The sequence below is a fragment of the Azospirillum lipoferum genome (assembly GCF_024170005.1).
GTDB lineage: Bacteria > Pseudomonadota > Alphaproteobacteria > Azospirillales > Azospirillaceae > Azospirillum > Azospirillum lipoferum.
Genome location: NZ_JALJXJ010000001.1, coordinates 462,204 through 480,541, shown reverse-complemented (window position 1 = coordinate 480,541; position 18,338 = coordinate 462,204). Strand labels below are relative to the sequence as shown.

Below are 18,338 nucleotides of genomic sequence, written 5' to 3'. Positions count from 1 at the left end.
AGGGAGCGCACTGACGCTCCTTTTTCATTTCAGGGGATGCCCGCCTTAAGAAGCGGAGGTCCGCTGCCGGTTCCGCGTCATATGGTCGGCGGTCTTCAGCGCCGCGATCAGACTGGTCGCGTTGGCCTTGCCCGTGCCGGCGATGTCCAGCGCGGTGCCATGGTCGGGCGAGGTGCGGACAAAGGGCAAGCCCAGCGTAATGTTCACGCCGCCGTCGAAGTCCACCGTCTTCACCGGGATCAACGCCTGGTCATGGTACATGCACAGCGCGGCGTCATAGCCGCGACGGGCGGCGGCATGGAACATGGTGTCGGGCGGGCGCGGCCCGGACACATCGATGCCATCGGCGCGCAGAACCGCGATAGCCGGCTCGATGATGTCGATCTCCTCGCGTCCCATCGCCCCTCCCTCCCCCGCATGGGGATTGAGACCGGCAACGGCCAGACGCGGCCGCTCGATGCCGAAGTCTCGCGTCAGCGATGCCGCAGTGACGCGGCCGGCATGGATGATGGCTTCGGTGGTCAGTTGGTTCACCGCGTCGCGCACCGACACATGGATCGTCACCGGCACCACCCGCAGATCGGCCGCAGCCAGCATCATGATCGGTTCGTCGGTCAGACCGGCCAGATGCGCCAGATATTCTGTATGGCCGGGGTGGCGGAAGCCGGCGGCGTAGAGCGAGGATTTCTGGATCGGATTGGTGACCACGGCGGCGGCTTGTCCCCCCTGCACCAGAGCCACCGCCCGGTCGATGCTGGCGATCACAGCCGCACCGTTGGCCGGGTCGGGGCGCCCGGCGGCGACCGGGTTGCCGAGTGCGACCGGCAGGACCGGGAGGGCACGGACGAACAGCGCCGCCCCTTCCTGTGGAGAGGAAACAGTTTGCACCGGCACCGCCAGCCCAAGCGAAACGGCCAGCGCAGCCAGTCTTGCGGGATCGTCCAGGACGACGAAGGGCGGCAGGGCGGCCTCGCGCCGGGCTGCCCAGGCTTTCAAGGTGATGTCCCCGCCGACACCTGCCGGCTCCCCCATGGTGAGGGCCAGCGGCAGACTGTCCGGCGGGGCGGCGGTCACAGGCGGGTCTCGATGAAGGCCGTTCGGCGCAGGTCACGCAGGTAACGGCGCGACAGCAGTTCCGACCGCTCGTTGACCAGCTCGCGCTCGATCTCGTCGCGGCCGGGCAGCTTGGCTTCCTTGATCGGTGTCGGGGCCGGTGGCGGCGGCGGAGCCGGCTGGGCTTCCGGCGGCGGCTGGATCATCGGCACGTCACGCTTGCAGACGATCAGGATGACCGCCGCGGCCGGGCTCATCAGCACCGGGCTGGCCTGCCCCAGCGGGATGCCCAGCGCTAGGTTCTGCAGGCCGGGCGCCATGTCCTTGACGCGCATGGTGCCCATGTCGCCCGATTCCGGCATGCCGCTTTCCTTGGCGCGGGCCTGGAAGTCGCCACAGCTCTTGATCGACTTGCGCAGCTTCTCGGCCTGTTCCTTGACGGCCTTGGCCTGCTCCTTGGATTCGATCGGCAGGATGATCTGCTTCATGTTGACCGTGGCCTTGGCCAAGTCGGGCCGAGGCTGCGGACGAGGGGCCACCGGCTGGGCCGCCGGCATCGGCACCTCGCCGCCGCTGCTGCCGAAGGGCCGCTGACCGCGCACCAGCAGGATGTGATAGCCGGTGGCCGTGCGGACCGGCATGGAAAGCTGGCCGCCGCGCATGCCCGACAGCGCCTTGTCCACTTCCGGCGACAACTCACCGCTGCGCACCCAGCCGAGGTCGCCACCCGAGGCGGCACCGGCGGATTGCGAGAACTGGCGGGCCAGCGCTGCGAAGTTGCCGCCGCGCTTCACCTCTTCCACCAGACGCTCGGCATTGCGGCGCACCTCGTCGTCCTGGTCGGGGCTGTCCACCGCCAGGAAGATCTCGGCGACCAGATATTCGGGCTTGCCGATGTTGGCCTTCAGCCGCTCCATCGCGGCGTCGACCTCGTCCTCTCCGACCACGACCTCCTGACGGATGCGACGCTGCATCACCTTCTGCCAGGCGAGCAGGGCGCGGATCTGGTCCTTCAGGGTGGAAAACGGCACATTCTGGCGCTTCAACATGTCCTGAAGCTGCTGGCCGTTCATCCGGTTCTGCTCGGCGATACGCTTGACGGCATCGTCGATCTCGGATGCCGAGACCGTGACGCCCTGGCGCTTGGCTTCCTGCATCTGCAGGCGCTCGTCGATCAGGAGCCGCATCACCTGCGGCATAAGCCGTTGGGCCGTCTCCGGATTGGCTGCGGCGCCGGCGTTCAGCAGCGCCATGCGGATGCGGGCATTGACGTCCGAAACCGAGACGACCTCGTCGTTCACCACCGCGGCGATGCCCTCCGACCCCGGTGCACGGGCCGGACGCGTGGCCTCGTCCCCCGTCCGCGGCGCGGCGGCACCGGCGGCAGCCTTGCTCGACTGCGCCACGGCGGGCAGGGCCAGAAGCGCGCAGGCGGTCGCCACGGCGACGGTGGTCCGGACGGCTCGCAAACTCGACATGGTGCTCAAGCTCCAAAAACGGGTCGCCCGTTATTACGGTGGGGCCGGTGCCCCTTGCAAACGGAATCGGACCCTGCAATCCAGTGCTAAACCAAGAGGGCGGAATTATGACCGATGGGGATAACCGCCTGCTTTGCGGCGAATGGCCTCACCCCGCCCCGCTATTTTCCCTCAACCATCCTCAAGATGCAGAAGCGCTGCGGTACCCAGCAGCAGGCTTATGCCGGCCGGACTCCAGGCGGCCATGAGGATCGGGATGGTCTCCGACATGCCGAAGGTGCGGACGACGTCGGTCATCACGAACAGCACGAAGCCGGTCAGCACGCCGCCGGTGACCATCGCCATCGTCCCGCCCCGGCGCGGCAACCGCAGCGAGAAGGCGGCGGCGAACAGCACCATCGCCAGGAACAGGAAGGGCTGGGCCAGCAGCGACTGGTAATGCAGCCGGTGGCGCACGGCCGGAAAGCCGGTGGTCTCCAGCGTGTGGATGAAACGCGGCAGTTCCCAGAAGGAGATCGTCTCCGGCGGGGCGAAGCTCTCCTCGATGGTCGCCATGTCCAGTTCGGTCGGGATGGTGTAGCTGTCCAGCTTCTCCGGATCCTTCTTGGCCCGGTTCAGGATCGCTTCCTGCAACTCCCATTTGCGGTCCTTCAGAACGGCGCTGGGCGCATCGACGCGGCCGAGATAATTCTGGTCGGCGTCGAACAGGAAGACGATGACGTTCGACAGCTCGAAGGTCACTGGGTTCACCAGTTCCGAATGGATGAAGAACTGCTCCGTCTCGTTGGTCTGGCGCAGCCACAGGCCGGAGCGGGAGATGTTCAGCGTGCTGGACTGAAGCTTCAGGTACCGGTCCTGCAACTGTTCGTACTTGGCGATGAACACGGCGCCGACCGGGTTGATCAGCGTCACCTTCACCACGCCGATGGCGGCGGCGGCGAACATCACCGGCATCAGGAACTGCCAGGCCGATACGCCGACCGCGCGGGCCACCACCAGTTCGGCGCTGCGAGTCAGCCGCCAGAAGGTGAACATGCCCGCGAACAGGATGACGAAGGGAAAGATCTGCTGCCCGATCTCCGGCAGTTTCAGCAGAGCCATCTCCACCACCAGTCCGAAGGTGACGTGGGGCTTGGTGCCGGCTCGGCGCAGAAGTTCCACCGTGTCCAGCAGCAGCACGATGGCGAGCAGGATCACCATCAGCAGGCAGAACCAGACGACGAACTGCCGGCCGATGTAACGGGAAAGCGTAGGCGAGGAATACATGCGGTGTCCGGTCTCCGGAGCCCCGCCCGCGGCGCCGCCATGGCGCCTGGGACGGACTGGCGCGGCCCCGCCCGATAGGATCGGTGCGGGCCCCCGCCGGAACAAGTCCCGCTGTTTACCTCTGTTGCGGCGCGATGACAACCGGAGCCGCGACCGGAGCCGTGGCAGAGCGCCCACCCATCCACCCTCCGGCGGATCGACGGCGTCGGACCTCTCCCTCCTTTTCCGTCTGGACTTCCTGCGCCGGCACTCCAAACTGTTGGGGAGAGGCTGCACGGGAGGGTCGGTCGATGACGGACACCACGGTCGCAATCCGCCAGGCGCGCGCGTCGGACGCCGCCGGCATGGCGCGAGTCCATGTGCAGAGCTGGCGCTCCACCTACCCCGGCCTGATCCCGGCGCAATTCCTGGTCAACCTGTCAGAACCGCCCGCCGCCCAGCGCTGGGCAGCCATCGCCGAGACGCGCGGCCCCGGCCAGGGTGCCTTCGTCGCCGAGGATGTCGCCGGCCGGATCGCAGGTCCCGGCGCGATCGTCGGCATCGCCTCCTTCGGCACGCGACGGGTCGCGGTGGAAGGCCATGCGGGGGAGTTCCACGCGCTCTATCTGCTAGATGATGCAAAGGGTTACGGTATCGGCCGGCGGCTGATGGCGGCAATGGCCGACCGTTTCCTGGCGGATGGAATCCGCTCCGCCGCGGTATGGTGCCTGCGCGACAACCCGTCACGCTGGTTCTATGAACGGCTGGGCGGAATCAAGGTGGCGGAACGTCCGATCCGCTTCGCCGGCAGCGATCTGGTGGAGATCGCCTATGGCTGGCGCGACCTGACGCCGCTTGCACGCTTGTCGGCGGGGCCGGAGGTGCGGTAGTGAGGGGCCCTGAGTCCCCACGCATCAGGATTCGCCGATGTCCAGCGCCGCCTCCCTTTCCGCCGAACGCGTCCTCATTCTCGATTTCGGGTCGCAGGTGACCCAGCTCATCGCCCGCCGTGTGCGCGAGAGCGGGGTCTATTGCGAAATCCACCCCTTCGGCATGAGCAACGAGCGCATCCGCGAGTATGACCCGAAGGCGATCATCCTGTCGGGCAGCCCGGCCTCCGTCACCGAGGCGAACGGCCCGCGCGCGCCGCAGGCGGTGTTCGACCTGAAGGTCCCGGTGCTCGGCATCTGCTACGGCCAGCAGACGATGTGCCATCAGCTGGGCGGCAACGTCTCCGGCTCCGACCATCGCGAATTCGGCCGCGCCTTCATCGAGATCAAGGAGCCCTGCGCCCTGTTCGACGGGCTGTGGGAGGTCGGGTCGAAGGAACAGGTTTGGATGAGCCACGGCGACCGCGTCACCGCCCTGCCCGACGGCTTCCGTGCCGTGGCGGTCAGCGACGGCGCACCTTTCGCCGCCATCGCCAACGACAGCCGCCGCATGTACGGCGTGCAGTTCCACCCGGAGGTGGTCCACACCCCGCATGGCGCCCAGCTGCTGGCGAACTTCGTCCACCACGTCGCCGGCATCAAGGGCGACTGGACCATGGCCGCCTTCAAGAGCCAAGCGATCGAGAAGATCCGCGCCCAGGTCGGCAAGGGCAAGGTGATCTGCGGTCTGTCGGGCGGCGTCGATTCGTCGGTTGCGGCCGTGCTGATCCACGAGGCCATCGGCGACCAGCTGACCTGCATCTTCGTCGACACCGGCCTGATGCGCGCCGGCGAGTCGGAAGAGGTCGTGCGGCTGTTCCGCGACCATTACAACATCCCGCTGGTCCACCGTGAAGCGGCCGACCTGTTCCTGGGCAAGCTGGCCGGCGTCACCGACCCGGAGCAGAAGCGCAAGATCATCGGCGGCCTGTTCATCGAGGTCTTCGACGAGGAGAGCGCCAAGGTCGGCGGTGCGGAGTTCCTGGCCCAGGGCACCCTTTATCCCGACGTGATCGAGAGCGTGTCCTTCACCGGCGGTCCGTCGGTCACCATCAAGTCGCACCACAATGTTGGCGGCCTGCCGGAACGGATGAAGCTGAAGCTGGTCGAGCCGCTGCGCGAGCTGTTCAAGGACGAGGTCCGCGCGCTTGGCCGCGAACTCGGCCTGCCGCCAGCCTTCATCGGCCGCCATCCCTTCCCCGGCCCGGGTCTCGCCATCCGCGTTCCCGGCGAGATCACCCCGGAGAAGCTGGAGATCCTGCGCAAGGCCGATACGATCTATCTGGAGGAAATCCGCAACGCCGGCCTCTATGACGCGATCTGGCAGGCCTTCGCCGTGCTGCTGCCGGTCCGCACCGTCGGCGTGATGGGTGACGGCCGCACCTATGACCATGTGCTGGCGCTCCGCGCCGTGACCTCCACCGACGGCATGACCGCCGACTGGTACCCCTTCCCCCACGACTTCCTGGCACGTGTGTCCAACCGCATCGTCAACGAAGTCCGCGGCGTCAACCGGGTGGTCTACGACATCACGTCGAAGCCGCCGGGAACGATCGAGTGGGAATGAGGCAGGGAAAAAGCTTCGCTGATCAAAGACGAAGGGGCGGGAAACCGCCCCTTTTCTTTTGTCCATTCAGCGACCGCTCAGAACAGTGACTCAACCGCCTGCGTCTTGGGTTTGCGCTGTTTGCCGCGGACAGCTTTGGGGCTGGCAGGCAGAAGGCCCTCCCTCTGCGCGCACAGGTCGTGCCAGACGTGGCCGGGCCGCTCTGGCGTCCAATACATGGGCTCGCCGAGCAGAACCTCTTCGCCGCAGCAGGTGCAGGGCGGATATGGGCTGGATGTGTGTTCGAACCGGTCCATCCCACCATTATGCCAGTGGTGAGGCGATCCGTAAGTGATGCGGATCAAATCGGACCGCAGGAGCAGAAAAAATTGTTCCGCTCAAGCTGGAACGACGGAAGGTGACGGCCCCATCCCTTGCAGGTCGGGGAATGGGGCCCGTTGCCGGTCCTTCCTACCGCGCGTCGGCCAGCGTGACGCAGGCGCGATCGCGGCCGGCAAGGCTGCCGCATCCGTCTGCGCGCTGGGAAACGAAGCGCATCACCACGCGCTCACCCTTGCCGACCGACTGTGGGGGAAGCAGCGCCTCGGCGACCTGGGTGGTGAATTGCGGGTTGACCCGATGCGTCGTCGCTGGCGGTTCGAGGCTGGCGACCTGAACCGGCTTGGCGGGAGCAACAGCCGGGGCCGGAACAGGGGCGGGTTCAGGCAGCGAAGCCATGACCACCGGAGCAGGGGCCGGGGCCGGTTCGGCGGCCTTCGGCTCGGCCGGACGTGGCTCCATCCGCCGCGGCTCGACCGCTCGGGATTCGGGAGCGCGGGTTTCCGGCGCGGCGGAAGCTACGACCATCGGCGCCGGTTCCGACCGCTGCGGCGCCGGGGCGGCCGGCTGGCCGCCGCGCGGCTTCGGCGCGTCATCCGGCACGACCGCGACCTCGATGGCAGAGGCGCCGGCCGCCTGCGACGGTTCGCGCGGACCGGTGCCGCGCAGCACCGGCGTCAGGGCGGCCAGATACATCTTCGTCTCGCGCGGCAGCCGCTGTTTACCAGCCAGATGCTGGGCATAGCAGGCCGGGCCGCAATTGTAGGCCGCCAGGAATCCGGGAGCGCCGAACAGGTCGTACATCTCGCGCAGATAGGCCGTGCCGGCCATGATGTTGTCATGCGGGTCGGCCGGGTTGGGGCCGAGGCCATATTGCACCCGCATCAGCTCATAGGTGCCGGGCATCACCTGCATCAGGCCGATGGCCCCGGCGGAACTGGTCAGCACCTTGCCGCTGTTGGTCGTTGCCCGGCCATTGCTCTCGCGCATCATCACCGCGCGGATCCATTTCTCCGGCATGTCGTATTTCTGGGAGGCCTCGCGGATATGCGGGACCCAGCGCGACAGCGGATCGTTGGGGTCCGGGACATAGGCGGCTTCGACCGGTGGAGCCGTCTGCACCTGCGGCGCTTCGGAGGCGCAGCCGGCCAGACCAAGAGCCAGGCACAGCATTGCTCCGGCGGCGTGGATCGTCGCGAGGTTCCGTTTGACCACGAGGGGATTTCCGTGCAGTTGGTGCAGGCGGGACAAGAGATGGATCGCTTTTCAATGTATAGGCCACGCCTGTCAAGCGACATCACGGCCGTTTGCTGATTCCTGTCCCGAAGATGCCCTAAAGTTGCCCGATTTATCTCTTGTGAAGAGGTCGGCAATTAGGATTTTCGTCAAATGTCCCTATGCCAATCCTCGCTGCCCATCTGAGCATCATCCCGCCGTCTCAAAGCGCGACACTGAGAACCTTGACGGAACATCCACGCCACCCCTAATGGAAGGCGCCGGCTGCGCCCTCAACCGACGCCGCTCCGTTTCCGCAGGGCCGGCCGAACTGGATCGACGATCATGACCGCCCCACAACGGACCTTCCCTCAGGCCCCTCAGCCGGCCGAGCCGGTGCAGCCGCCGCGGCCCTCTCCGCAGGACGACGCACCGCCCCCGCCCCGCCAGCACCGGCGGATCGGCCGGCTGGTGCTGGTCCTGCTGGTTCTGCTCGTGGCTGGCGGTGGGATCGCCCTGTGGCGCGTCCGCGGCCCGGCGGCCCCCTCCGCCCCGGCCGTCCCGGTGGCGGAGCGTCCCGTGGAACTGACGGCGCTGGAGGTCACGGCGGTCGCCCCGCGCGCGCTGACGGAAACGGTCCGGCTCAGTGGCTCCGTCTCGCCGATGGAACAGTCGGCGGTGAAGGCCGAGGTGGCGGCAAGGTTGGCCGAGGTGCTGGTGCGCGAGGGTCAGGCGGTCCGCCGCGGCGATGTACTGGCCCGCTTCGACACAGTGGAGCTGACCGCCCGCCTGAACGAGAAGCAGGCCAATCTGGAAGGGGCTCGCGCCCAGCTGGTGCTGGCCGAAAAGACGCTGACCAAGAACCGCACGCTGAACCGCAGCAACATCGTTTCCGACACCAGCCTGGATCAGGCCGAAAGCAGCTTCGGCTTCCAGCGCGCCCAGGTCGATGCGCTGGCGGCGCAGGTGGAACTGGCGCGCAAGGCCCTGCGTGACGCGGTGGTGGTCAGCCCGATCGACGGCATGGTCGCCACGCGTTCGGTCAATCCGGGAGAGAATCTGGCGGTGAACGCCGCCATGTTCACCATCGTCGACCTGTCGCGGGTGGAGGTGGAAGCAACCGTCCCGGCGGAGCAGGTGGCGCGCCTCGCCGTCGGCCAGACCGCCGCCCTCCGGGTGGAGGGCTTCGGCGAGCGGGAGTTCGCCGGCCGCGTCGCCCGCATCAACCCCATGGCGCGAACGGGATCGCGCGCCATCCCGGTCTATGTGACGATCGACAACAGGGACGGCGCCTTGCGCGGCGGCATGTTCGCCAGCGGCGAAGTTCTGGTAGCGCAGGCGGCAAACGCCATCGCCGTGCCGCCGGTCGCCGTGCGCCATGACGACCAAGGCGACTTCGTCCTGGTGATCGCCGACGGACATACCGTTCGGCAGCCGGTTACGCGGGTGGCGCAATGGGCGCGCGGCGATCTGGTGCAGGTGGAGGGGTTGGCGCCGGGCGACCGTGTCGTCACCGGCAACCTGCCCGGCCTGACCGCCGGCCGCAGCGTCTCGATTGCCGGCAGTTGACCCGGACCAGCCCCATGCCGATCACCCGCATCAGCGTCGACAATCCGGTCTTTGCCACCATGATGATGGTGGCGCTGATGGTGCTCGGCCTCTTTTCCTACAACCGGCTGGGCGTCGACCTGTTTCCCGACGTCGATTTCCCGGTGGTGGTGGTCAGCACCGCCTATTCCGGCGCCAGCCCGGAGACGGTGGAGACCGACATCACCCGCCCGGTCGAGGATGCGATCAACACCATCGCCGGCATCAAGACGCTGACCTCGCGCTCATACGAGGGGCAGTCGGTGGTGATCGCCGAGTTCGACCTGAAGACCTCCTCCGTCCAGGCGCTTCAGGACGTGCGCGAGAAGGTCTCGGCCATCCGCGCCACCTTCCGCGACGAGGTGAAGGACCCGCAGATCACCCGCTTCAACCCGGACGACCAGCCGATCCTGTCCATCGCCGTCACATCCGACCTGCGCAGTCTGCGCGACCTCACCACGCTGACCGACCAGATCATCCTGAAGCGGCTGCAGAATGTCCGCGGCGTCGGCAAGGCGACCATCGCCGGCGGGGTGAAGCGGCAGATTCTGGTTCGCCTGAAGCCGGAAAAGCTGGAGGCTCTGACCATCGGCGTCGACGAGGTGATCGCCACCGTCTCCGGTGAGAACCAGGACGTCCCCGCCGGCACCGTCACCGGTCAGGGGCGGGAGCGCGTGGTGCAGGTGGAAGGCCGCGTGCGCAACCCACGCGACCTTTTGGACCTGATCGTCGCACGGCGTGGCAACAGCCCGGTGCGCCTCTCCCAGGTCGCCGAGGTGATCGACGGGCAGGAGGAGCAGGACTCGGCCGCCCTGCTGAACGGCAATCCGGCGCTCGCCGTCGATGTGGTGAAGGTCCAGGGCGCCAACACGGTGGAGGTCGCCCGCGGCCTTCATACGGCGATCCAGGATCTGCGGACCAACGGCTCCCTGCCGCCGGACGTGACGCTGGCGGTGGTGCGCGACAGTTCCCGCGGCATTACCAACTCGCTCAGCAACGTGCAGGAAACGCTGGTCGAGGGCGGCATCCTGACCATCCTGATCGTCATGGTCTTCCTGGGATCCTGGCGCAGCACGGTCATCACCGCGCTGACCCTGCCGGTGGCGGTGCTCGGCACCTTCGGCATGCTGGCGGCGATGGGCTTCACGCTGAACATGATGACGCTGATGGCGCTGTCGCTCGCCATCGGCATCCTGATCGACGACGCCATCGTCGTGCGCGAGAACATCATGCGCCACCTCGCCCGCGGCCAGGGCCACCGGCAGGCCGCGCTGGACGGCACGGCGGAGATCGGGCTGGCGGTACTGGCGACCACGCTGACCATCGTCGCGGTGTTCCTGCCGGTCGCCTTCATGGGCGGCATCATCGGCCGCTTCTTCCTGCAATTCGGCATCACCGTCTCCGCGGCGGTGCTGATCTCGCTGTTCGTCTCCTTCACGCTCGACCCGATGCTGTCCAGCCTGTGGTACGACCCGGCCGCCCACGGCAGGCACGGCCGCTCCATCTTCGGCCGCTTCGCCGCGGGGTTTGAACGCGGGTTCGACGCCGTCTCCCACGGCTACGGCCGCCTGCTGCGCTGGGGGCTGCGCCGGCGCTGGCTGGTGGTCATCGCGGCACTGGCGATCTTCTTCGGCAGCTTCCTGCTGGTGCCGCGCATCGGCGTGGAGTTCGTGCCCGCCGCCGACCTGGGCGAGCAGATCGTGGAGGTGGAGGTTCCCGTCGGCTCGTCGCTTGCCACCACCACCGCCAAGACCCGGCAAGTGGAGGCGGCGATCCGCGAGTTTCCGGAGATCGCCTACACCTACAGCACCGTCAACACCGGCGTGTCGATCGGCCACAACCGCGGCAGCATCTATCTGCGCTACACCCCGATCGACCAGCGCAAGCGCTCCCCCAACGACCTCGCTCCGCTGCTGCGGCAACGGCTGTCGGCGATCCCCGGCGTCACCATCGGCATCGCCATCCCCGGCGTCGGTGGCGTGCAGAAACAGATCCAGGTCTCGGTCCAGGGCCGCGACATCGCGGAACTGGACCGGCTGTCGCAGACGGTCATCGGCGCCATGCGCGCCATCCCCGGCTTCGTCGATGTCGACAGCACATTGAAGGCAGCCAAGCCGACGCTGGCTGTGCGGCTGGAGCGCGACCTCGCCAGCGATCTCGGTATCGGCACCGCCAAAGTGGCCGACACGCTGCGCCCGCTGTTCGCCGGCGACACGGTGTCGAGCTGGAAGGCGCCGGACGGCGAGAGCTACGATGTGCTGGTCCGCCTGCCGGAAGGCGACCGCGCCGGCCGCGCCGACCTCGACCGCATCTATTTCTCCGGCGGGGTGGACGCCAACGGCACGCCGCGCATGGTCCCGCTCTCCCAGGTGGCGGAGGTGGTGACCACCCTCGGCGCCTCGCAGATCAACCGGCGCGATCTGCAACGCGAGGTGAACGTCCAGGCCAACGTCCAGGGCCGAGCCGCCGGCGATGCCGGCCGCGACCTGCAGGCGGCGCTCGCGAAGATCGAGCTGCCGCCCGGCTACCGCATCGTCTTCGGCGGCTCGACCAAGGACATCGCCGAGACCAGCGGCTATGCCGCGCAGGCCCTGGCGCTGGCCGTCATCCTGATCTACCTGATCCTGGCCTCGCAGTTCGGCAGCTTCCTGCAACCGCTCGCCATCATGGCCTCGCTGCCCCTGTCGCTGGTCGGGGTGTTTCTGGGGCTGCTGGCGGCGGGATCGACGCTGAACATCTTCAGCGCCATCGGTTTCATCATGCTGATGGGTCTGGTGACCAAGAACGCCATCCTGCTGGTCGATTTCGCCAACCAGGCGCGCAAGCGCGGCGCCGGCCTGCACGACGCCTTGGTCGAGGCCGGCATCATCCGCCTGCGCCCCATCGTGATGACCACCGCCGCCATGATCTTCGGCATGCTGCCGCTGGCGCTCGGCATCGGCGAGGGGGCTCAGCAGCGCGCGCCCATGGCCCATGCCGTGATCGGCGGCCTTTTGTCCTCCACCATCCTGACGCTGCTGGTGGTGCCGGTGGCGCTGACCTATCTCGACGGGCTGTCGCGTCGGATGAAGCGCTGGTTCGCCCGCACCGACCCCGACGCCCAACGACACCCGACGGGGCAGCATCCGGCGGAGTGAGCGTCAGGCCAGGGCCGGCGACCGCACCGAACTCCCGATGCCGACGGCCCACATGTTCTCCTCGACCCAGCGCCCCGCCGCCTCGCGCCCGGCGTCGCGCAGCCAGTTCAGGAAGCTCCAGTCGGTCATCAGCTTCGAATAGAGCCCCAGATCCTGCAAATGCTCGTCGGCACCGATCAGGTGCAGGCGGGGGGCGTCGGCGCGGGCGGACAGGCAGCGCATCTCCTGCAACAGGGCGGCATTGAAGGTGATCTGGTTCAGCCGGGCGGCGATGCCGGCCGGGTCCTCCGGCGTGGTGGCGCAGGTGAACGGATTGATCGCCACCACCATCAGATCGGTGCCGGGACAGGCCTCCGCCAACGGCGACAGCGGCGGGTTGGCGAGATAGCCGCCGTCCCAATAGTCCTGCCCGTCGATCCGCACCGCCCGGAACAGGTTCGGCAAACAGGCCGAGGCCAACAGGTGATCGACCTCCACCTCGGTCTCATCGAAAAGCCGCAGGGCTCCGGTCCGCACATTGGTGGCGCTGACGAACAGTCGCAGCCCGCTCCGCCGGATCAGTTCCGGCTCGACCATCTCGCCCAGCAGCCCACGCAGCGGGTGGAAGTCCGCCGACTGCGTCCGATAGGGGCTGATCCAGCGCCGCGCCCAATCCACCAGATGGGTTCCCGGCGCATGGTCAACGTTCCAGCGCCCGAGCAGCCGGTCGGTCAGGCTCGGCCGGATCGGTCCCAGCCTCCCGGCGGCGCTGACCCGCTCCCAGAAATTCGCCAGTTCAGCACGCGCTCCCTCTCGTCCTCCCAGGGAGCCACCCCGTGCCCAGCCCTGCACCAGCATGGCGGCATTCATCGCCCCGGCGCTGGCGCCGCTGACCCCGACCAGCCGGATATCCTCCTCCAGCAGCCGGTCGAGTACGCCCCAGGTGAAGGCGCCATGCGCACCGCCGCCCTGCAACGCCAGCGCCAGCGTCGGCTTGGGCGGCGGCAGGGCCAGCATCGGCCCCGGCCCCGACAGTTCCAGCGGTTCCGCCGGCAGAGCACGCGGGGCCGGCGTCACCCTGCCGCGCATGCGGTTCCACAGCTTTCGGATCATGGTCATGGCCGGCACGTCTCCAACTTTCTGATGCTGCATCGCAACATGAGCAGGGCCTTGTGCATCGGCAAGGGGCTATATCCATGGAGGCAAGCAGGGAACGGCATTGGAAAGCCGCGGCCACGTGCACTAATTAGGCGCACATCCCGAATGCCGAGCCGCCCCTTGCCCACCCCCCTCTATCAAGTCATCCCGATCACCGACCCCGAGGATCCCCGCATCGAACCCTACCGCGAGGTGCGGGAGCGCGACCTCGTCGGCCGTGACGGGCTGTTCATCGCCGAAGGGGCGGTGGTGATCCGCAGTCTCGTCCAGTCCCCCCGCTATCGCCCCCGCTCCCTGCTGATCGCCGACAAGCGGCTGGCGGCGCTGGAGCCGATGCTGACCGCCTTGCCTGCGAACACCCCCGTCTACACCGCCACTCAAGCGGTGCTCGACCGCATCGCCGGCTTTCCCCTGCACCGCGGCATCCTGGCTGTGGGCGAGAAGACTGCCGTGCCGACCGTCGCCAACCTCTTGGACGCCTGCGGCCCGGTCGCCCGCGTGGTGATGCTGTTCGGCATCGGCAACCACGACAACATGGGCGGCATCTTCCGCAACGCCGCCGCCTTCGGCGCCGATGCGGTGATCCTCGATCCCGGCTGCTGCGATCCACTCTACCGCAAGGCGATCCGCGTTTCGGTGGGAGCAACCCTGCTGGTGCCGACGGCAAGGCTCGCCCCGGACGACGACCCGCTCGCCTTGCTCGACCGGTTCGGGTTCGAGGCGGTGGCGCTCAGCCCCGCCGGTGCCGAGACTCTGGCCGCCCTGTCCCCGCCCCGCCGCGCCGCCCTGTTGTTCGGATCGGAGGGGCCGGGCCTGCCGCCGGCCCTGCTGGCCCGCGCCCGCGGCGTGCGCATCCCGATGGCGGGCGGCTTCGATTCCCTCAACGTGGCGACCACCAGCGGCATCGTGCTGCACCACATCGCCTCCGGACAGGCTTCATGACAGACGATACCGACACGCCTGCCGCCGACCCGCATCTGGTTCACGACCTCGCCGTTGCCCATCCGGAGGTAACGACGCTGGGGGCCGCCGGCCTGCTGCGGATGCCCGACGCCGAGGCACGCGGTCTGGTGCCGCTCGGCCTGCCGCTGCCGAAGGGCAAGCGCGACCTGCTGGTTCCGGCAGAGCGGCGCGAGGCCATTCTGCTGGAGATCACCGGCCGCATCGACCGCGCCCGGCGCCGTGACGAACTGCTCGCCCAGGGCCGCCGGGCGCTGGCCGGCAGCCACACCGCCTTGCTGTCCTGCGAGGACCGCACCCGAGTCCGTGCCGTCCGCAGCGACGAACTGCCCTGGTCCGGCTTGTCCCCGGCCGTCCGCTTGCAGGTGTCGCGTACCTTCGACGCACTGGAGTTGTCGGACCTGTCCGATGCCGAGCTGTCGTCGCGGCTTGACCATGACCCCGCCCTGCGCACCGCCCTGGACGAGGCGCTGTCGCGCGTCGCAGCCCGGTTGCGCGATCTGGCGGAGTGGGCCGGCGACGACCCCGACTGGGGCTTCGCCAGCCTCACCGAGCGCCTGAACAAGGCCGCCCGCAACCGGACCGACGCCGATGAGTTGCTCGACCGCTGGGACCGCGAGTACGACCAGTGGCGCCGCGACCGGGCGGAGTCGCGCGGCCGGCTGTATGTCGACCGCCATTTCGACTTTTCCCGCTTCGAACGGCTGTTTCCGGTAGCGCGCGGCATGAACCGCAGGCTGGTGCTGGTGATCGGCCCGACCAACTCCGGCAAGACCCACCGCGCCATCAGCGCCTTGCGGGAGGCGCGCGACGGCGTCTATCTGGCTCCCTTGCGCCTGCTGGCGTTGGAGGTAATGGAGCGGCTGAACGCCGAGGGCACCCCCACCACGCTCATCACCGGCGAAGAGGAAATCCGCATCTCCGGCGCACGCCACACCGCCTCCACCATCGAGGTGATGGACCCCGACCGCCCGGTCGAGGTCGCGGTGATCGACGAGATCCAGATGCTGGCCGACCCGGCACGCGGCTGGGCCTGGACCGCCGCCCTCATGGGCGTCCCAGCCGAGACCGTCTATATCCTCGGCGCCCCGGAGGTCCGTCCTCTGGTGGAGCGTGCCGCCGCCCATCTCGGCGAAGCGCTGGAGGTGGTGGAGCTGGACCGTAAGACCCCGCTGTCGATGCTCGACCGCCGACTGGAGTGGGCGGAGGTGGAACGGGGCGACGCCCTGATCGCCTTCTCCCGCCGCGAGGTCCACAGCGTCCGCGACACGCTGCTGGCCCATGGCCTGTCGGTCGCCGCCATCTATGGCGCGCTGGCCCCGGCGGTAAGGCGGCGTGAGGCGGCGCGTTTCCTGTCCGGCGAGGCCGACGTGGTGGTGGCGACCGACGCCATCGGCATGGGGCTGAACCTGCCCTGCCGCCGTGTGCTGTTCACCGCCCTGGAGAAGTTCGACGGCAGCGGCGTCCGCCCGCTGACCGCGACCGAGGTGAAGCAGATCGCCGGCCGCGCCGGTCGCTTCGGCCAGTTCGAGGAGGGGTATTTCGGCGTCGTCGCCCGCGGCACTCCCGCCGCCCTGAAACGCCTGCTGGAGGCGCCCGATCTGCGGCTGCGCGCCGACGCTCCCCTGCCCGTCCGCCCGAGCCGCGCCATGCTGGCCCGCCTCGCCAGCCACATCGATAGCGACGAAACCCGTCTGCTGGTGGAGTGCTTCGGCAGCGCCGCCACCGGTGGCTCCCCCTTCCGGCTGGCCGACCTGTCGGCGTTGCGCCGTGCCGCCCCGATGCTCGACGCCCGCCGGCTGGCGCTGGCCGCCAGGCTCGACCTGCTGCTCGCCCCCGCCGACCTGGAGGATGCGGAGGACGCCAAGGTCTTTGCCGCCATCCTCGATGCGGTGGAGGCCGGGGAGGTCCTGCCGCTCGCCCGGCTGATCCCGGCGCGCTTCGACGGGCTGGCGGCCGATGTGCTGGAAGCCGCATCGCGGGCCTGTGACCTCTATTTCTGGGCCTCGCGCAAGTTTCCCGATGCCCTGCCCGACCGCGACCATGTACGCAATGCCCGCGATGCCATCGGCCAGCGCCTGTCAGAAGCGCTCGCCTCCCGCGCCCGCCGACGCGAGCCTCCACCCGCCGCCGGCTTCCGCGGCGCACCCCGCAAGCGCTTCGGCCCGCGTCGCCGCTGAGGGCGCAGAATTGGTTCCCGGCGAAATTTGTCCGCATGGCACTGCTGCACTGCGAACGAAGTGAGGGCCATGCTGTTCTGAACTGGACCTGCCCTGGCAGCGCCACCATATCGATAGCCACTGTCTATTGAGACGTTCGGAAACGTCGATTGGACACTATCAAACGACCCTGCCATTGTTGCATCAGCGGCCAAGCCTCTGGCCGTCCCGTTCAGGAGCAACCGGCGTGAAGACCGCATCCCCTACCATGGCCGACACCGTCCCCACCCCTGCACCCACCCGCACTTCTGCAGTGGGACGCCGATTCTGGACCATGCTCGGCCCTGGTTTCGTAGTGGCGGTCGGCTACATGGACCCAGGCAATTGGGCGACGGATATCGCGGCAGGCTCCAGCTTCGGTTTCGCTCTGCTGTCGGCGGTGCTGATCGCCAGTCTCGCTGGCATCTTTCTGCAGGGGCTGATCGTCCGGCTGACGCTCGCGACCGGCACTGATCTGGCTCGGCTGATCCGCCAGCGCTTCCCACGGCCGGTGGCGATGCTGGTGTGGGCGGTGTCGGAACTGGCGATGATCGCCACCGATCTGGCAGAGCTGCTGGGCAGCGCCATCGCGCTGAAGCTGTTGTTCGGCATCCCGATCATGGCCGGCGTGGTGATCTCCGCCGTGCTGACCTTCGGCATCCTGGCCCTGCCCGGCGCCCGTGGCCGCGCCCCCGAACTGGTGGTCGGCGCGCTGATGAGCGTGGTCGTTATCTGCTTCGCCTGGGAACTGGTGATCGCCCGCCCCGACCCCACCGCCCTGCTGGCCGGCCTGATGCCGAGCGTCGAGTTGGCCCGCGATCCGGAGATGCTGTACCTGTCGCTGGGCATCATCGGCGCCACCGTCATGCCGCACAACCTGTTTCTCCATTCCGGTCTGGTGCAGGCCCGGCTGGCCGAGGTGAAGACGATGGAGGAGCGCCGGCAGGCCGCCCGCTGGCTGACCATCGACCTGTCGACCGCCCTGGCGCTGGCCGGTCTGGTCAACGGCGCCATCCTGGCGGTCGCCGCCGTGGCATTCCAGGGAGCGGCGGCCAGCACGTCTCCCGGCATCGAGGACGCCCACGCCCTGCTGGGCAGCAGCATCGGCGGGGTCGCCGCCCTGGTCTTCGCCGTCGCCCTGCTGGCTGCCGGCCAAAGCTCCACCACCACCGGCACGATGGCCGGGCAGATGGTGACGGAGGGCTTCCTGAACCTGCGGCTGCGTCCGGTCACCCGCGCGCTGATCACCCGCGGTGCCTCGCTGATCCCGGCGCTGGCGGTGCTGGGCAGCGCCGGCGACGGGGCGGTGGACGGGCTGCTGGTGCTGAGCCAGGTGGTGCTGGCCCTGACCCTGCCCTTCATCCTGATCCCGATGCTGTTGCTGCTGCGCAATGACAAGCTGATGGGCCGGCTGGCGATGGCACCGCTGACCCTGCGGCTGGCGAGCCTGACCGTTCTGGTCCTGACCGGCCTGTCCGGCTGGTTGGCCGGCACCACTGCGATGGTGTGAGCGG

The 18,338-nt window shown here is 68.5% G+C and carries 12 protein-coding genes; 7 read left to right on the top strand and 5 right to left on the bottom strand.

Annotation, left to right across the window (positions count from 1 at the left end; all coding sequences use genetic code 11):
* Window positions 1–45 precede the first annotated feature (45 nt).
* The 3 genes from pdxA to lptG all read right to left on the bottom strand — a co-directional run bounded on the left by pdxA (window position 46) and on the right by lptG (window position 3,797).
* Window positions 46–1,074 carry a 4-hydroxythreonine-4-phosphate dehydrogenase PdxA gene (gene pdxA, locus J2848_RS02325; RefSeq protein ID WP_149230827.1) on the bottom strand — a complete coding sequence of 343 codons (1,029 nt, stop codon included), beginning with the start codon at window positions 1,072–1,074 and terminating at the stop codon, window positions 46–48.
* On the bottom strand, window positions 1,071–2,531 hold the full coding sequence (locus tag J2848_RS02320) for a peptidylprolyl isomerase (RefSeq protein WP_149230826.1): 1,461 nt from the start codon (window positions 2,529–2,531) through the stop codon (window positions 1,071–1,073). Before J2848_RS02320 ends, pdxA begins: the two co-directional genes overlap by 4 nt.
* A 171-nt stretch (window positions 2,532–2,702) precedes the next feature.
* Window positions 2,703–3,797, bottom strand: a complete 1,095-nt coding sequence (gene lptG, locus J2848_RS02315; protein WP_149230825.1) for an LPS export ABC transporter permease LptG — start codon at window positions 3,795–3,797, stop codon at window positions 2,703–2,705.
* 290 nt (window positions 3,798–4,087) lie between these two features.
* On the opposite strand from lptG, the gene J2848_RS02310 reads away from it, so the two are divergent.
* Entirely contained in the window at window positions 4,088–4,666 is a 579-nt protein-coding gene (locus tag J2848_RS02310; RefSeq protein WP_149230824.1) for a GNAT family N-acetyltransferase, read from the top strand.
* Between the two features lie 37 nt (window positions 4,667–4,703).
* Window positions 4,704–6,272, top strand: coding sequence for a glutamine-hydrolyzing GMP synthase (gene guaA, locus J2848_RS02305; protein WP_149230823.1), 1,569 nt, complete (start codon window positions 4,704–4,706; stop codon window positions 6,270–6,272).
* Between the two features lie 450 nt (window positions 6,273–6,722).
* On the opposite strand, the gene J2848_RS02300 is transcribed toward guaA, so the two are convergent.
* Window positions 6,723–7,805 carry a lytic transglycosylase domain-containing protein gene (locus tag J2848_RS02300; protein WP_246193777.1) on the bottom strand — a complete coding sequence of 361 codons (1,083 nt, stop codon included), beginning with the start codon at window positions 7,803–7,805 and terminating at the stop codon, window positions 6,723–6,725.
* 345 nt (window positions 7,806–8,150) lie between these two features.
* Between J2848_RS02300 and J2848_RS02295 the strand changes: the two genes are divergently transcribed.
* Entirely contained in the window at window positions 8,151–9,374 is a 1,224-nt protein-coding gene (locus J2848_RS02295) for an efflux RND transporter periplasmic adaptor subunit (RefSeq protein WP_149230822.1), read from the top strand.
* 14 nt (window positions 9,375–9,388) lie between these two features.
* Entirely contained in the window at window positions 9,389–12,529 is a 3,141-nt protein-coding gene (locus tag J2848_RS02290) for an efflux RND transporter permease subunit (RefSeq protein WP_149230821.1), read from the top strand.
* A gap of 3 nt (window positions 12,530–12,532) precedes the next feature.
* Here J2848_RS02290 and J2848_RS02285 read toward each other — a convergent pair whose 3' ends face one another.
* Window positions 12,533–13,627 (bottom strand): patatin-like phospholipase family protein, encoded by a 1,095-nt coding sequence (locus J2848_RS02285; RefSeq protein WP_246193776.1) that lies wholly within the window; start codon window positions 13,625–13,627, stop codon window positions 12,533–12,535.
* A gap of 144 nt (window positions 13,628–13,771) precedes the next feature.
* Between J2848_RS02285 and J2848_RS02280 the strand changes: the two genes are divergently transcribed.
* The 3 genes from J2848_RS02280 to J2848_RS02270 all read left to right on the top strand — a co-directional run bounded on the left by J2848_RS02280 (window position 13,772) and on the right by J2848_RS02270 (window position 18,334).
* On the top strand, window positions 13,772–14,608 hold the full coding sequence (locus tag J2848_RS02280) for a TrmH family RNA methyltransferase (RefSeq protein ID WP_149230820.1): 837 nt from the start codon (window positions 13,772–13,774) through the stop codon (window positions 14,606–14,608).
* Window positions 14,605–16,806 (top strand): helicase-related protein, encoded by a 2,202-nt coding sequence (locus J2848_RS02275; RefSeq protein ID WP_149230819.1) that lies wholly within the window; start codon window positions 14,605–14,607, stop codon window positions 16,804–16,806. Before J2848_RS02280 ends, J2848_RS02275 begins: the two co-directional genes overlap by 4 nt.
* Window positions 16,807–17,032: 226 nt before the next feature.
* Window positions 17,033–18,334, top strand: a complete 1,302-nt coding sequence (locus J2848_RS02270; protein WP_149230818.1) for an Nramp family divalent metal transporter — start codon at window positions 17,033–17,035, stop codon at window positions 18,332–18,334.
* Window positions 18,335–18,338: the final 4 nt, after the last annotated feature.

What these genes read in the sequence shown, in the direction of transcription:
- J2848_RS02320 (WP_149230826.1), bottom strand. Translation starts at nt 2,531, where the DNA reads ATGTCGAGTTTGCGAGCCGTCCGGACCACCGTCGCCGTGGCGACCGCC.
- lptG (WP_149230825.1), bottom strand. Translation starts at nt 3,797, where the DNA reads ATGTATTCCTCGCCTACGCTTTCCCGTTACATCGGCCGGCAGTTCGTC.
- J2848_RS02310 (WP_149230824.1), top strand. Translation starts at nt 4,088, where the DNA reads ATGACGGACACCACGGTCGCAATCCGCCAGGCGCGCGCGTCGGACGCC.
- guaA (WP_149230823.1), top strand. Translation starts at nt 4,704, where the DNA reads ATGTCCAGCGCCGCCTCCCTTTCCGCCGAACGCGTCCTCATTCTCGAT.
- J2848_RS02295 (WP_149230822.1), top strand. Translation starts at nt 8,151, where the DNA reads ATGACCGCCCCACAACGGACCTTCCCTCAGGCCCCTCAGCCGGCCGAG.
- J2848_RS02290 (WP_149230821.1), top strand. Translation starts at nt 9,389, where the DNA reads ATGCCGATCACCCGCATCAGCGTCGACAATCCGGTCTTTGCCACCATG.
- J2848_RS02285 (WP_246193776.1), bottom strand. Translation starts at nt 13,627, where the DNA reads ATGACCATGATCCGAAAGCTGTGGAACCGCATGCGCGGCAGGGTGACG.
- J2848_RS02280 (WP_149230820.1), top strand. Translation starts at nt 13,772, where the DNA reads ATGCCGAGCCGCCCCTTGCCCACCCCCCTCTATCAAGTCATCCCGATC.
- J2848_RS02275 (WP_149230819.1), top strand. Translation starts at nt 14,605, where the DNA reads ATGACAGACGATACCGACACGCCTGCCGCCGACCCGCATCTGGTTCAC.